Source organism: Kribbella sp. NPDC050459 (assembly GCF_040655315.1).
In the GTDB taxonomy this organism is placed as follows: domain Bacteria; phylum Actinomycetota; class Actinomycetes; order Propionibacteriales; family Kribbellaceae; genus Kribbella.
This window is the reverse complement of the sequence record NZ_JBFAJQ010000003.1, coordinates 939236-953506: the sequence shown is the minus strand read 5'-3', so window position 1 is coordinate 953506 and position 14271 is coordinate 939236. Positions and strand designations below refer to the sequence as shown.

17 protein-coding genes are annotated in these 14271 nt (G+C 70.8%); 14 read left to right on the top strand and 3 right to left on the bottom strand.

The genetic code is table 11. The features are described from left to right. Nucleotides 1–19: 19 nt before the first annotated feature. The 12 genes from AB0I12_RS15750 to AB0I12_RS15695 all read left to right on the top strand — a co-directional run bounded on the left by AB0I12_RS15750 (nt 20) and on the right by AB0I12_RS15695 (nt 10049). Nucleotides 20–805 carry an ABC transporter ATP-binding protein gene (locus AB0I12_RS15750; RefSeq protein ID WP_359929631.1) on the top strand — a complete coding sequence of 262 codons (786 nt, stop codon included), beginning with the start codon at nt 20–22 and terminating at the stop codon, nt 803–805. Further along, nucleotides 802–1596, top strand: coding sequence for an ABC transporter permease (locus AB0I12_RS15745; RefSeq protein ID WP_359929630.1), 795 nt, complete (start codon nt 802–804; stop codon nt 1594–1596). Before AB0I12_RS15750 ends, AB0I12_RS15745 begins: the two co-directional genes overlap by 4 nt. Beyond that, complete coding sequence (locus AB0I12_RS15740) at nt 1593–2681, top strand: Ldh family oxidoreductase (RefSeq protein WP_359929629.1); 1089 nt, start codon at nt 1593–1595, stop codon at nt 2679–2681. Before AB0I12_RS15745 ends, AB0I12_RS15740 begins: the two co-directional genes overlap by 4 nt. Beyond that, the gene (locus AB0I12_RS15735; protein WP_359929627.1) at nt 2681–3076 is read left to right on the top strand and encodes a RidA family protein; all 396 of its coding nucleotides are present in this window, start codon (nt 2681–2683) and stop codon (nt 3074–3076) included. Before AB0I12_RS15740 ends, AB0I12_RS15735 begins: the two co-directional genes overlap by 1 nt. Before the next feature lie 40 nt (nt 3077–3116). After that, nucleotides 3117–3950 carry a fumarylacetoacetate hydrolase family protein gene (locus AB0I12_RS15730; RefSeq protein ID WP_359929625.1) on the top strand — a complete coding sequence of 278 codons (834 nt, stop codon included), beginning with the start codon at nt 3117–3119 and terminating at the stop codon, nt 3948–3950. Beyond that, nucleotides 3947–4657, top strand: a complete 711-nt coding sequence (locus tag AB0I12_RS15725) for a GntR family transcriptional regulator (protein ID WP_355690346.1) — start codon at nt 3947–3949, stop codon at nt 4655–4657. The genes AB0I12_RS15730 and AB0I12_RS15725 overlap by 4 nt, the downstream gene beginning before the upstream one ends. After that, nucleotides 4654–5376, top strand: a complete 723-nt coding sequence (locus AB0I12_RS15720; RefSeq protein ID WP_359929623.1) for an SDR family oxidoreductase — start codon at nt 4654–4656, stop codon at nt 5374–5376. The genes AB0I12_RS15725 and AB0I12_RS15720 overlap by 4 nt, the downstream gene beginning before the upstream one ends. A 16-nt stretch (nt 5377–5392) precedes the next feature. Next, nucleotides 5393–6952 (top strand): FAD-dependent monooxygenase, encoded by a 1560-nt coding sequence (locus AB0I12_RS15715; RefSeq protein WP_359929622.1) that lies wholly within the window; start codon nt 5393–5395, stop codon nt 6950–6952. Then, entirely contained in the window at nt 6949–7338 is a 390-nt protein-coding gene (locus AB0I12_RS15710) for a cupin domain-containing protein (protein ID WP_359929620.1), read from the top strand. The genes AB0I12_RS15715 and AB0I12_RS15710 overlap by 4 nt, the downstream gene beginning before the upstream one ends. A 1-nt stretch (nt 7339) precedes the next feature. After that, nucleotides 7340–8239 carry an amidohydrolase family protein gene (locus AB0I12_RS15705; protein ID WP_359929618.1) on the top strand — a complete coding sequence of 300 codons (900 nt, stop codon included), beginning with the start codon at nt 7340–7342 and terminating at the stop codon, nt 8237–8239. Between the two features lie 85 nt (nt 8240–8324). Next, complete coding sequence (locus AB0I12_RS15700) at nt 8325–9236, top strand: zinc-binding alcohol dehydrogenase family protein (protein ID WP_359929617.1); 912 nt, start codon at nt 8325–8327, stop codon at nt 9234–9236. A gap of 123 nt (nt 9237–9359) precedes the next feature. Next, entirely contained in the window at nt 9360–10049 is a 690-nt protein-coding gene (locus AB0I12_RS15695) for a GntR family transcriptional regulator (RefSeq protein WP_355690357.1), read from the top strand. On the opposite strand, the gene AB0I12_RS15690 is transcribed toward AB0I12_RS15695, so the two are convergent. Genes AB0I12_RS15690 through AB0I12_RS15680 form a run of 3 tightly spaced genes read right to left on the bottom strand, consistent with a single transcriptional unit; the run spans nt 10015 to nt 11742 of the window. After that, nucleotides 10015–10752 (bottom strand): PIG-L family deacetylase, encoded by a 738-nt coding sequence (locus tag AB0I12_RS15690; RefSeq protein ID WP_359929615.1) that lies wholly within the window; start codon nt 10750–10752, stop codon nt 10015–10017. The genes AB0I12_RS15695 and AB0I12_RS15690 overlap by 35 nt on opposite strands. Then, nucleotides 10752–11216 (bottom strand): PPOX class F420-dependent oxidoreductase, encoded by a 465-nt coding sequence (locus tag AB0I12_RS15685; protein WP_359929613.1) that lies wholly within the window; start codon nt 11214–11216, stop codon nt 10752–10754. The genes AB0I12_RS15690 and AB0I12_RS15685 overlap by 1 nt, the downstream gene beginning before the upstream one ends. Nucleotides 11217–11220: 4 nt before the next feature. Beyond that, nucleotides 11221–11742: a hypothetical protein gene (locus AB0I12_RS15680; RefSeq protein WP_359929611.1), complete on the bottom strand. Its 522-nt coding sequence runs from the start codon at nt 11740–11742 to the stop codon at nt 11221–11223. 76 nt (nt 11743–11818) lie between these two features. Here AB0I12_RS15680 and AB0I12_RS15675 point away from each other — a divergent pair, with 76 nt between their 5' ends. Beyond that, nucleotides 11819–12661: a hypothetical protein gene (locus AB0I12_RS15675; RefSeq protein ID WP_359929610.1), complete on the top strand. Its 843-nt coding sequence runs from the start codon at nt 11819–11821 to the stop codon at nt 12659–12661. Nucleotides 12662–12684: 23 nt separating this feature from the next. Continuing rightward, the gene (locus tag AB0I12_RS15670; protein ID WP_359929608.1) at nt 12685–14271 is read left to right on the top strand and encodes a DNA polymerase Y family protein; all 1587 of its coding nucleotides are present in this window, start codon (nt 12685–12687) and stop codon (nt 14269–14271) included.

The following is a 14271-nucleotide window of genomic DNA, read 5'->3' as shown; positions in this document are numbered from 1 at the left end:
TTAGGAGTTCTGGAACCGGATGATTCGCCTGGACGGCGTGGGGCAGGTCTTCGACGGACGCGAGGGCCGGGTGACCGCTCTCGAGAAGATCGACCTGCACGTTCGCGGCGGTGAGTTCGTCACGCTGATCGGCCGGTCCGGCTGTGGCAAGTCCACGCTGCTCCGGCTGATCGCGGGACTGCTTCCTCCGACGTCCGGTGTGGTCCAGGTGGCGGGGAAGCCCGTCACCGGACCGCGCCGGGACGTCTCGTTCATGTTCCAGCGGCCGGCCCTGCTGCCGTGGCGTTCGGTGTTGTCGAACGTGATGCTGCCGGTCGAGATCGACAAGGGCACCCGCAACAAGGCGGCGTACCGGGACCGTGCCCACCAGCTGCTCGAGCTGGTCGGCCTGCAAGGGTTCGAGCGCCGGCTGCCGCACGAGCTGTCCGGCGGTATGCAGCAGCGGGTGTCACTGTGCCGGTCGCTGATCCGCGACCCGCAGGTGATGCTGATGGACGAGCCGTTCTCGGCGCTCGACGCACTGACCCGGACGGAGCTGTCCGAAGAGCTGCAGCGGATCAAGATGGAGCTGTCCACCACGATCGTGTTCGTCACGCACTCGATCGAGGAGGCCGTCGTGCTGGCCGACCGGGTGGTCGTGCTGACGCCGCGTCCGGGCCGGATGCGGGAGGTCGTCGACATCGACATCCCGCGGCCGCGCAGCCTCGGCCAGAACGCGCACCTCACCGAGGTCGCCGCGATCAGCGGCCGGCTGCACGAGCTGCTGGCCGAGAAGGAGATCGCCGACGAGGTGCGGCCGCGATGACCGGGCGGACGATGCCGAAGCGCACCTGGCTGACCGATTCGCCGGTGGCCGCCGTGATCCTTCCGATCGTCGGCCTGGCCGCCGCGATCGGGTTGTGGTGGGGCGCGACGGTCGTGTTCTCGATCGAGCCGTACCTGCTGCCGAGCCCGTGGGACGTGGTGGTCAAGTTCTTCGACCAGCCCGGCAGTCTGCTGCGCGAGACCGGGACGTCGCTGCTCGAGACGGTCGAGGGTTTCGGGCTCGCGATCGTGATCGGCGTACCGATCGCGCTCGTGATCGTCCGGTCGGTGGTCCTGGAGCGGCTGGTGTACCCGCTGCTGCTGATGGTGAACTCGATCCCGAAGGTGGCGATCGCGCCGCTGCTGGTGATCTGGATGGGCTTCGGGCAGTGGCCGAAGGTCGTCATGGTGCTGCTGATGTGCTTCTTCCCGATCGTCATCTCGACCGCGCAGGGGATGAAGTCGACCCCGGCCGAGCTGGTCGAGCTGATGCGGTCGCTGAACGCCGGCCGGGCGCAGGAGTTCTTCAAGCTCCGGCTGCGCTACGCGATGCCGCAGATCTTCACCGGGTTCAAGGTCGCGATCTCGCTGGCGGTGATCGGCTCGGTGATCGCCGAGTTCGTCGGCGCCACCAAGGGACTCGGGTACGTCATCCAGCAGTCCGGCGCCAGCGCCGACACCACGCTGGCGTTCGCCGCGATCACGCTGCTCAGCATCATGAGCATCGTCTTGTTCTACGCCCTCGTCCTGCTCGAGCACGTCTTGCTGCCCTGGGCCCGGGAAACTCGATGACCGCTCAGGCGTCCGACGCGGACCGGCGGGTGCTGGTCCGGCCCGAGTGGCTGGAGGCCACGGTGGCCGGCGTGTTCACTGCGCTCGGCTTCGAGTCCGAGGACGCGGACGAGATCGCCGCCGCGCTCGTCGAGGCCGATCTGCGCGGTGTCAGCTCGCATGGCGTGATGCTGGTCCCGATGTACGTCGAGCGGCTGAACGCCGGCGGCGTGACTCGGGAGCGCGAGCTCGACATCCTGTTCGACGCCGGCGCCGCGATGGTGGTCGACGCCCGCGGCGGGATGGGGCAGCTGTCCAGTCCGCAGGCGATGGGGCACGCGATCGAGCGCGCCGGCCGGTACGGGATCGGCATCGTCTCGGTGCGCAACGCCCACCACTTCGGGGCGGCCAGCCGCTGGGCGATGCAGGCCGGCGAGGCGGGGTGTATCGGTATCGCGGTGTCGAACACGACGCCGCTGATGCCCGCCCCCGGCGGCGCCGAGCGGCTGGTCGGCAACAACCCGCTGGCGATCGCGGTGCCGACCACGGCCGGTGTCGAGATCGTGCTGGACATGGCGCTGTCGGCCGTTGCCCTCGGCAAGATCCGGCTGGCGGCGTCGGCCGGGCGGCCGATCCCGGACACCTGGGCCACCGACCCGTCCGGCACGCCGACCACGGACCCGGACGAGGCGGTGCTCGGCATGCTGCTGCCGGCCGCCGGCCACAAGGGTTTCGGGCTGGCGCTGATGATCGACGTGCTCACCGGCGTGCTGAGCGGTGGCGGGTGGGGCGACCAGGTCCGCCCGCTGTACCGGGAGCCGGACCGGCCGAACGACTGCGCGCACCTGTTCCTGGCGATCGACCCGGAGTTGATGGGCGGTGTCGAGGACTTCAAGCGGCGCTCGTCCGGGCTGGCCGCGCGGGTCCGGGGGAGCGCGACGGCGCCGGGCGTCAACCGGCTGTACCTGCCGGGTGAGATCGAGGCCGAGCGCGCAGCGCAGCAGCGGCGGAGCGGCGTACTGATCGAGAGGTCGGGACTGGACGGGCTGCTGGCGGCCGCACGCGCGGTCGGCGCCGTCGTCCCGGCGGGAGGAGTAGTGGGCTGATGCCGAAGACACAGGTGACCACCGGCGCGTTGCGGAGCCCGAACGGGGTGTTCTCGCAGGCGACCACGGTCGAGGCGACCGGACGGCTGGTGTTCGTCTCCGGGATGACCGCGCGCCGGCCGGACGGCGGCATCGCCGGCCCCGGTGACGTCCGGGAACAGACCCGGCAGGTGTGCGAGAACGTGAAGTCGGCGGTCGAGGCGGCCGGCGGCACGCTGGCGGACGTCTGCCGGGTGGATGTGTACGTGCGCAACATGGAGGACTTCGCGAAGATCCACGAGATCCGCGCGCAGTACTTCACCGAGCCGCTGCCGGCCTCGACGATGGTCGAGGTCAGCAAGCTCGCGCATCCCGACTACCTGATCGAGATCAACGCGATCGCCGTGATCGCCTGACCGGGGGTGAACTCTGTGCGTGGCGTCGAGTGGACCTGAGATGAAGTACGTGACGGTGGAGCACGACGGGCGGGAACGACCCGGCGTCCTCGACGGCGACACGGTCCAGTTGCTGTCGGCAACGGATCTCACCGGGGTGATCACGGACGGCGCCTCGGTGGTGGATACGATCCCGTTCCGGGCGGAGCTGCTGCGGGCGCCGTTGCGGCGGTTCCGGCGGGACATCCTCTGCACCGGGTGGAACTACTGGGCCCACTTCGAGGAGAGCAAGGGCAAGCGCGAGGGGCAGGACGTGGACCGTCCCGAGCACCCGACGTTCTTCACCAAGGGCCCGGACGTGGTGATCGGTCCGTACGACGACATCGCCTGGGACCCGGCGATCTCCGCCAAGTGGGACTACGAGGCCGAGGTCGCGCTGGTGATCGGCAAGACCGGTAAGAACATCGCCGTCGATGACGCGCTCGACCACGTCTGGGGCTACACGCTGGCGAACGACGTGTCGCAGCGAGACCTGCAGCGTGCGCACGGCGGGCAATGGCTGAAGGGCAAGAGCATCGACGACACGATGCCGCTGGGGCCTTGGATCGTCACCGCCGACGAGGTCGGGGATCCGCAGGACATCCAGCTGCAGTGCCTGGTGAACGACGAGGTGCGCCAGGACGCGTCGACGCGGCAGATGGCGTTCGACGTCGCCACCCTGATCAGTGAGCTGTCCTTCGGTATGACGCTGCGCCCGGGCGACCTGCTGCTCACCGGTACGCCGGCTGGTATCGGCAACGCCCGCGAGCCGCAGGTGTTCCTGCAGGACGGCGATGTGGTCGTGACCCGCGCGGACAAGCTCGGTGAGTTGCGCAACCGGGTGGTGCGCGGATGAGCGGCCCGTTGGAGTTGCTGCCGGGCGGCGGCAAGGGAGGTCGCCGTACTCTCGCCGAGCACGCGGCGGCCGAGTTGCACCAGTTGATCCTGTCCGGCGAACTACCCAGCGGTACGCCGCTGCGGCTGGTGGAGCTGGCCAGCCGGCTGGAGATGAGCCAGATGCCGGTCCGTGAAGGCCTGCGGCGGCTCGAGGCGCTGGGGCTGGTCGAGATCATCCCGCATCGCGGCGCGTGGGTGCGGGACCTGTCGTTGTCGGATCTGCGGGACACCCACGAGACCCGGCTGGCGCTGGAGAGTCTCGCCGTCCGTGCTGCGGCCGCCCGCTTCACCGAGGAGGACCTGACCAAGGCCGCGGCTGCCTTGGCCGAGCACCTCCGGTTGTCGCGCGCGGAGGACTCCGCCGGCGCCCGTCAGGCCCATGCGGATTTCCACTTCGCCATCTACCGGGCCAGTGGGTCGCAGTGGTTGCCGCGAGCAATCGAGCCGGTCTGGCAGAACAGCGAGCGCTACCGGTTCGGCAGCCGGCCGACCGCATTCCTGATCGAGCGCAGCCGGCAGGAGCACCAGGCGATCCTGGACGCGTGTGTGGCCCAGGACCCGGACGCGGCCGAGCGGGCGTTGCGCAGCCATCTGGCCGGTGCGTTCCAGCGGATCACCGAGACGATGACATCGAAGCAGGCGTCGAAGGAACAGGAGACGCCGTGAAGGCGCGCTTCGACGCGACCGGTGAGGTCGTCGTGATCACGGGCGGCGCGCAGGGCATCGGCGCGGCGCTGGCCGCCGCGGTGAACGCCGCCGGCGGTACGGCGGTCGTCTTCGACGTCACTGTGCCGCCCAGCGGTGTGGAGTACGTCAAGGTGGACGTAGCGGACCAGTCTGCGATCAAGGACGCGGTAGCGGGTGTGCTGGAGCGGTACGGGCGCATCGACGGCCTGGTCGCCGGCGCGGCGGTGCAGCCGCGGTCGCCGGTGCTGGACATGCACGCGGCGTCGTGGAGCCGGACGTTGCAGGTGAACCTGGACGGTGTGGTGTGGGCGTGCCAGGCCGTCGTACCGCACATGGTGGCGCGGCGGTCCGGTTCAGTGGTCGTGTTCACGTCGGGTATGGCGTCGAACGGGTACGCGGGCGCCGCGGCGTACGCGGCCAGTAAGGCGGCGCTGGTGGCGTTCGCGAAGACGCTGGCGGTCGAGGTGGCCGGCGACCGGGTCCGGGTGAACGTGGTCGCGCCGGGCGTGATCGACACCGAGCAGTTCCGCGGTGCGAACGCCGGTGCGGACCGCGAGCACTGGCAGAACACCATAGGTATCGGCGACCCCGAGGACGTGGTCGGCCCATTGCTGTTCCTGCTGTCGGACGCGGCCGCGATGACCGGATCGGTGCTGACGCGGGAACGTGCCTTTGCCAAGCTCACGAGCTTCAACTAGCTGCACGGAGTGAGAGTTGACTGAACAGCTGCCTGTCGCCGTGGTGGGTGCCGGACCGATCGGTCTGACCACCGCACTGGGTCTGGCGCATTACGGCATCCCGTACGTGCTGCTGGAGGAGGACGCCGTCCTGTCGTCCGACACCAAGGCCGGTACGACGCTGAGCCGGACGCTGGAGATCTGGAACCGGTACGGCGCGGTCGACCGCATCCTCGGCGCCGCGCTGCGGATCGACGAGATCGGCGACATCGACCGGGCCACCAACACCCCGCGCGCCTCGGTGCAGCTCGCCGAGCTCGTGAACGACACGCAGTTCCCGTTCGTCATCAACCTGCCGCAGCAGAAGATGGAGCCGCTGCTGGCCGCGGCGCTTCCGGAGCCCGTGCGGACGCAGCACCGGCTCACGTCGTTCGAGGTGCTCGACGACCGGGTGGTACTGCAACTGGAGACCCCGGACGGCCCGCAGGAGCTGGAAGCGTCGCACTTGCTGGCGTGTGACGGTGGACGCAGCAAGATCCGGGACGCGCTCGGTGTGAAGGTGGTGGGGGAGACCCTGCCCGAGCGGTACATGCTGATCGACGTCGTGGTGGATCTGGACGTCGACAACGCCAGGGACTACCCGTACCTCGCCTACTTCGCGGACAAGTCCGAGTGGATGGTGCTGATCCGGCAGCCGGACAACTGGCGGTTCCTGTTCCCGCTGGCGCCGGGCGCCGACACACCGGATGACGAAGACCTGCTGGTGAAGGTGAAGCAGTTCATCGGCGAGGTGGACCGGATCGAGCTGCTCGGCTCGGTCGTCTACAACGTGCACCACCGGGTTGCCGAGCAGTGGACGAAGGACCGCAAGGTCTTCCTGATGGGCGATGCCGCGCACCTGATCACGCCGATGTGGGCGCTCGGCCTGAACACGGGCGCGCTGGACGCGTCGAACCTGCCGTGGCGGCTGGCCTGGGTGCTGCGGGGCTGGGCCGACCCGTCGCTGCTGGACGGCTACGAGCAGGAGCAGCGTCCGGTCGCGATCGAGGGCTCGGGCGAGATGGCCGAGGCGGCCCGCAAGTACATGTCCTTCCAGCGGGGTGCTGTCACCGAGGCGACGGGCCCGTGGGCCACGGCGTACAACCGGACGCTGCTGAGCGTGCGGCTGGACGTCGAAGGTGTGGGCGACTGGTCGATGGTGGCCACGTCCGCCGCGCCGCCGGCGGTCCGGGCGGGTGACCGCGCGCCGGACCTGGTGCTGCAGAGCCCGACCGGCCGGACGTCGATCCACGACCTCTGCCGCGACTCGTTCGTCGCGCTCTACTTCACCGACGTACGGCGCCGGCCGGAGATCCCGGTCAACGAGTCGCCGGCGTTGCAGCATTACGCGGTGTCTCGCTGGGACGCGCCGCACGACTCCGGCCTGCGGGACCGGGCACTGTTCGACCCCGGCAGCGTGGCCACCAAGCGGTACGGCGTACCGGCGGAGAGCGTCGTACTGATCCGGCCGGACGGTCACATCGCCGCAGTGGCTCCGATGGGCCCCGGCGTGGCCGAGCAGCTGTACACGCGGGTCACCGGCCGGGAGGTCCCATGAGTATGGACGAGCCGCTGCGGGAGATCCTGTTGCAGACGGACGACCTGGAGTGGGTGGAGAAGTCGCTGGCCGGCCTGTCCCACAAGATGCTGTGGCGCGACCCGGTGACCGAGGCGTCGATCGCGCTGGTGCGGTTCGAGAAGGGCTCGGGGATCCCGTCGGAGCACAAGCACGCGTCGAACCAGTTCATGTTCTGCCTGTCCGGGCGGTACGTGTACCTGCCGACCGGGACGACGCTGACCAAGGGCAGCTTCTACTGGAACCCCAAGGGCGTCGTCCACGGTCCGACGCGTGCGGAGGAGACGTCCGTGCTCCTCGAGGTGTACGACGGTCCGCACTACCCGGAGCGTCCGGACTTCTACGACAACGACGAGGACGCCCGCTGACATGGCCGGCTGGGATGTCCACACCCACCTGATCCCGCCGACCGTGCTGTCGGCGGCGCAGCGGGGTGAGTTCGGGCTGTCCGTCGACAACGGCGCGCTGGTCGTCGACCGAGAGCGGCTCCCGCTCGGCCGGCTCGCTGACCCGGCCGCGCTGCTGCACTGGATCTCCGAGCAGGACCTCGACGGTGCTGTCGTGTCGGTGCCGCCGGCGCTCTTCCGGTACGACGCCGGCATCGAGTGGGCCGAGCTGGTGAACCAGGGTCTCCGGGAGCTCGCCACACCTCAGCTGCGGGTGCTGGCGCACCTGCCGCTGCTCGACGCGGCCGCACCTGCGGTCGCCGCGTCGCTGGCGCAGGAAGGTGTCTTCGGCGGGTTCGCCCTCGGTACGCCGAGCTACGCCGGGCTGGATCCGGTGTGGCGCGTGCTGGACGCGCTCGAGGCGTTCACGCTCATTCACCCCGGCCACAGTGACGACGAACGGCTTGATTCGTTCTACCTGTCGAACCTGTTGGGGAATCCGTACGAGACCGGACTGGCGGCGGCTTCGCTCGTCTTCGCGGACGTGCCGGGGCGGTTTCCGGGGATCCGGTTCTGCCTGTGCCATGGGGGTGGTGTGACGGCGGCTGTCGCCGGACGGTGGCAGCGTGGGATCGACCAGGCCCGGCCGGGTATCGCACCGGTGTCCCTGCCGGTGGCCGAGGCGTTGCGCCGGTTCTACGTCGACGACCTGGTCCACGACGACGCCGTACTGGAACTGCTGACGAAGACGTTCGGGCCCGGACGGGTGCTGGCCGGCAGCGACTGGCCGTTCCCGATGGGCAGCGACGGAGTGTCTGCCGCGCGGTCCGCCACGGCCGAGGTGCTGACCCGGCCGCTGGCGAAGGAGGTCGCCGAGTGGTGAGACGGGTCTTGCGTCTGGTCGTGGTTGTGATCAGATATCAAATCGTGGGGAACGGGGTAGCGAAGTGAGTACACGGGGGACTGTCTTGCGCAGTCATGGACCAGGGGAGCAGCTGAAGGCCGAAGAGGTCGAGCTGACCGCCGGCCCGGGTGAGACCTTGGTGGAGATGCGGCTGGCCTCGGTCACGCCGCTGGACCGGTCGGCCCTGTCCGGCCGGCAACCGTCGCCGTTCGTGCCCGGCTCCGAAGGGGCCGGCGTGGTGGTGAGCTCCGACGTCGTCGAACCGGGGACGCCGGTGGTGGTCCGCGGCGAAGGCGCCGGTGTGACGCGGGCCGGCGTCTGGGGCCGGTACGCCGTCGTGCCGAACGCCGCCGTCCATCGGCTGCCGCCGTCACTGGAGGCCGGTACGGCGCTGGCGTTGATGACGCCGGCGTTGACCGCGCACACCGCCGTACGTCGCGTGGCCGACGTGCAGGAGGGTGAGACCGTGGTCGTCACCGGAGTGACCGGTCTGGTCGGGTGCATGAGCGCTGCGATCGCACGGGCGGCGGGTGCGGCCCGGGTGATCGGCCTGGTGTCGATGGACGACCGCGCCGACGACGCGAACGGACTGGTCGATCAGCTCGTCCGCGTCGACGGCCTCGGACAGGTGGGCCGGGAGTTGCCGTGGTGCGACGCGGTGATCGACACCATGGGCGGTCCGGTGGCCGGTGGAGTGCTCGGCCACATCTCTCCGGGCGGGCGGATCGCCGTCCTGGGGTACAAGGCCGGAGAGTTCACCACCATCGACCTGCACCAGCTGATCGGCCGGGACCTGCGGGTGCTGCCGGTGAACCTGCAGCGGACCGTGCTGGCACCGGACGCGGTCGGCCACGCGCTGGCCGGCATCGCGGGGACGTCCTGGCGAGCCGATTATGACGTCGTACCGGCGGACCGGATCAACGACATTCTGGACCGGCCGGCGGGCCGTGTGCTGCTGGATCTGACGACTCTCTGATCAGCCGCGGGTGGGCTAGACCACTTGTATTTACTGAGCAATCCGTCGCCGAAGGGCTCCGGATACCCGGTCGGCGGCTACGGTACCTCCAGAGCTGAAGAGGAGAGAGGCTGCCAGCTACTGATGATCCGACGTCTCGAGCTCACGCCCGGTGGACCGACCGGGCGTCGTACGCTCGCCGAGGAAGCCGCCGCCGAGCTGCACGAACTGATCCTGTCCGGCGAACTCCCCAGTGGTACGGCGCTGCGGCTCGAGGAGCTCGCCAAGCGGCTGGACATGAGCCAGATGCCGATCCGGGAAGGGCTGCGGCGGATGGCGGCGCTCGGACTGGTCGAGATCGTCCCGCACAAGGGCGCCTGGGTTCGTGAGCTGTCCATGGAGGACCTGCGCGACACCCACGAGACCCGGCTGGCGCTGGAGTCGCTGGCCGTGCGGGCCGCCGCGACGCAGTTCTCCGACACGGACGCGTCGGCGGCCCGGACCGCGTTGGCCGAGCACGTCCGGTTGTCGAAGCAGGGCGACAACATCGCGTCCCGGCAGGCCCACACCGAGTTCCACTTCGCGATCTACCGGGCCGGCGGTTCGCGGTGGCTGCCCCGCGCGATCGAGCCGGTCTGGCAGAACAGCGAGCGCTACCGGTTCGGCTCGCGGCAGACCAAGGCCCGGATCGAGCAGACCCGGCGCGAACACCAGGCCATCCTTGACGCCTGTGTGGCGCACGACGAGGAGGGCGCCGAGGCGGCGCTGCGCGAACACCTCGAAGGCGCCATGCAACGCATCACCGCGACGATGGAGCGCCGTTCGAAGCAGTGAGCTCCTCGAAACGGTCGTGCTGCCAGCCGGCCGCGTCGAACACCGCACGCAGCAGCAGGCCGTCGCTGCTTGCCCTGTGTACGCCGAGGAGTTCTGCGAGCGGCTTGCTGCCCAGACCCTCGTAGTACGCGTCCAGTGCTTGCCGCCGTCGCTGCTCTGATGCTCCACCGATCACTGCTAGCGGCGCCTCGCATCCCTTGACCTTGCCCGAGCCGACACGCTCGCCTGGTGCGAGCTGTTGGATCAGTTGCTCGCCGGCACGCACGTCTTGCGCCCTGACTCGTGCACCGAGCGCACGGCAGTCAAGGCGCCGCAGGGCTTGCTGGACGCCTTGTGAGACGGCGATGTGGTCCGGGTGACCCGTCAGCCCGTCGCTGCCCACGGTGAGGATGAGCTCCGGCTCGACCTGGGCGGCCGCGACCTCGATCGCTTCGGCCAGGGCGTCCGGCGACGCCGCGGCCGGCGAGCGCGGTCCACCGCGCCCGCCGTCGTCGATCCACTGGTCGACCTCTCCCAGCCAGTCCCACTCCTTGATGCCGAGCAGTGCGCAGGAGACGCCGAGGTGATCGAGGGCTCCGTGCATGCCGCCGGTGGCGACCCGCAGGACGACATGCCAGCCCTGATCGCTCAGCACGGACGTGGCGGCACCTGTGGCGAACACCTCGTCGTCCGGATGCGCGTGGACGACCAGTGCCGTCCGCATCAGTCGGCCAGGCGCGCCGGGAACCCACCGGTGGCGATCGGGCTCCAGCGCTCCGGGGTGATGCGGATCAGGCACTTGCCCTGCTTCACCATCGCCTCGCGGTACTCGTCCCAGTCCGGGTGCTCACCGGAGATGGAGCGGTAGTAGTCGACCAGCGCGTCCACTGCCTCCGGCAGCTCGATCACCTCGCCGCTGCCGTTCACCTGAACCCAGGCGCCGTTCCACTCGTCCGACAGCACGACGACTCCGGCCTTGCCGGACCGCTTCACGTTCGTGCTCTTGGCGCGCTCCGGGTACGACGAGATGACGATCCGTCCCTCGGTGTCCACGCCGCCCGAGACCGGCGACGCCTGCACGGTCCCGTCGGCCCGGGTGGTCATCAGCAACATGTGGTGCCGCGGCCGCACGAACTCCAGCAGACCGTCGAGCTCGACCTTGGTGTTGGTGGCAATAGTCCTTGGCATGCCCTCACCCTATGTCCGCCAGGGTGAGCAGGTGCTCCACCTCGTCGTCGGTGAGCTGGTTGATGAGGTGCTTGGCGTGCTGGGCCTGCCGGGTCGTCGGGAGCGCTCCGGCGAGCAGTTCGGGGAGGACGATTTCGTAGCCGGCGCGGGCGCGCGGCGAGTAGCGGTGGCGGGTGCGGGCGACCGCGGAGGAGACGCGGATCGCGTGCTCGTTGCCCGGTGGTACGCCGGGCCTGTCGGTCTCGCGGGCCGCGAACCGGAACCCGTTCGCCCGGTCACAGCTCGGGCAGCCGAGGGAGCCTGCTCCGAGTTGGGCGCCGCAATCCGGACAGGTGAGCTGTTTCAGGGCGCCGTCCACGACTCGCCAGTCGAACTCCGAGGTGTTCTGGAGGACGACCTCGGCCAGGTCGCGAGCCTCCTCGGGGGTTGCTCCGGCGGAGGCGCGGAAACTGTCCCAGGCGGCGTCGATACTGTCCTCGACCTGCCGCAAGGCGCTGGTGTACCGAGGGTGATCGACGCGTCGCATGCCCCGGACTCTAGCCAGCCGCGGGCCTGTGGACGACCGGATTGACTTGCTCGAACAGGTGTTCGAACATGGAGTCATGACGGGGAGCGAGGCATCGGAAGGCCGGGTCACGGCCCTTGATCACGCCCGCCTGCTCCTCGCCAGGGCGAAGGCCCAGAAGAATGCCCAGGAGAAGGCGCAGGAAGAGGCCCGGGAAGAGGTGCCCGGCGGCGAGGAGGCGCGGCTCGCTCCGGTCGCGGGGGTCGGCAAGGTGCCTTCGGCGGCCCGGGTGCAGCAGGCGCTGGACACGGCGGGAGTGGACCGGGAGCTGCCGACGCATCCGGCGGTGAGTGAGCTGCTGGCGGGCGCGAGCCTGCGCGGCGGTTCGGTGTATTCGGTGCGTGGGAGTGCCGCGCTGGTGATGGCCCTGATGGCCGGGCCGTCCGCGGAGGGCGCCTGGTGCGGTGTGGTCGGCGTGCCGTCGTTCGGGGCCGAGGCGGCGCGTGGGCTCGGGGTGGACCTGGAGCGTCTCGTGCTCGTCCCGGATCCGGGGCGGGAGTGGCTGAGCGTCGTGGCCGCGCTGGTCGACGCGCTCACCGTGGTCGTCGTCCGTCCGCCCGGCGAGGTGACGCCGGGGGAGGCGTCCCGGCTGGCCGCGCGGCTCCGCACCCGCGGCGCGATGCTGATCGCCTACGGGTCGTGGCCGGGCAGCGAGGCCCGGTTCGAGATCGAGAGCAACACCTGGACCGGCCTCGGTGACGGCGAAGGTCTGCTCACCGCCCGCCGGGCGACCGTCGCGGTGACCGGCCGGCGCGCCGCCGCGCGGGCCCGTCACGACCTCTGGCTGCCAGGCCCCGACGGCGCGATCCGCTCCGCCGAGCCGGCTGGAGCTCCTGGCTGGCAGGAGGAGTGGGCGGACCGGATCGGTGCGGTGGGCTGATGGGCGGCGGGCTGACTCGGACGATGGTGATCTGGGTGCCGGACTGGCCGGTGGCGGCGGCCGCGGCGGCGACCGGGCGGTCGCCGGACGAGCCGATCGCGGTGCTGGAGAAGGGGAAGGTGCTCGCCACCTCCGCCGCCGCCCGCGCCGACGGGGTGCGTCGCGGGCAACGGGCCCGGGACGCGCAGTCGCGCTGCCCGGAGCTGGTCGTGCTGAAGTACGACGCGGTCGTCGACGCGCGGGCGTTCGACCCGGTGATCTCGTGCCTGGAGGCGATCACGCCGGGCGTGCAGGTGATCCGTCCGGGGATGTGCGCGTTGAAGGCGCGCGGGCCGGCCCGGTTCTACGGCGGCGAGGAGACCGCCGCGGCGAAGCTGCTCGACCGGCTGGAGACGTTCGACGTGCCCGGCGGCCGGATCGGGGTCGCCGACGGCCCGTTCGCCGCGGAGCAGGCGGCCCGGGTGAGTTCCGCGCGGACCCGGGTGCACGTGGTGCCGCCGGGCGGTTCGCCGGAGTTCCTCGCGCCGCTGTCGGTCGACGTGCTCGAGCAGCCGGCGCTCACGGATCTGCTGCGCCGGCTGGGACTGCGGTCGCTCGGTGCGTTCGCACGGCTGCCCCGCACCGAGGTGCTGACCCGGTTCGGCCCGGACGGCGCCTTCGCGCACCGGCTCGCCCGGGGTGGCGATGACCGCCCGGTGACCGGCCGGGAGATCCCGCCGGAGCTGACCCGCACGCTCGATTTCGAGCCGCCGGTGGACCGTGTCGACCAGGTCGCGTTCGCGGTCCGGGTGGTCGCCGACGAGCTGATCGTCCGGCTGACCGAGCTCGGCCTGGTGTGTACGACGCTGCGGGTCGAGGTCGGCACCGAGTCCGGGCGGATCCACGAGCGGGAGTGGTTGCATCCGCGCTGGTTCACCGCGACGGACGTGGTGGACCGGGTGCGCTGGCAACTGCAGGGGAGCGGGACGGCGACCAGCGAGCTGACGTCACCGGTGGTCCGGGTGCGGCTGATCCCGGACCAGGCGGATCCGGTCGGTGCGCATGCCGACGGCTTGTGGGGCGGCGGGCCGGACGAGCGGATCCACCGGGCGTTGTCGCGGGTGCAGAGCATGCTCGGTCACGGTGCGGTCGCGTCCGTGGTGATCGGCGGCGGGCGCGGGTTCGCCGAGCGGCAGACGCTGGTCCCGTGGGGCGACCCGGCGGTGCCGGCCCGGCCGCCGGACCAGCCGTGGCCCGGCGCGATCACCGGCAGCGGGCGCTGGCCGGCCCTGGCGCCGACCACGATCTTCCCGGAGCCGATCCCCGCGAAGGTGTTCGCCGCCGACGGCACCCAGGTCTCGGTCACCGCCCGCGGCGAGCTGTCCGGTGTCCCGTCCGCGTTCACCCTGCTCCCCGTCGGCACCGCCCGGGCCCCCGGCGTTCAAGTTGCCGACAGCAACAAGATCCACCCGATCACCGGCTGGGCCGGCCCGTGGCTGACCGCGGAGCGCTGGTGGGACCCGAGCGCCGAGACCCGCCAGGCACGCTTCCAGTTCCAGACCGCCGACACCCGCGCCTGGCTCTTCACCCTCCACCGAGCCGCCTGGCAGGCCCAGGCCACCTATGACTGA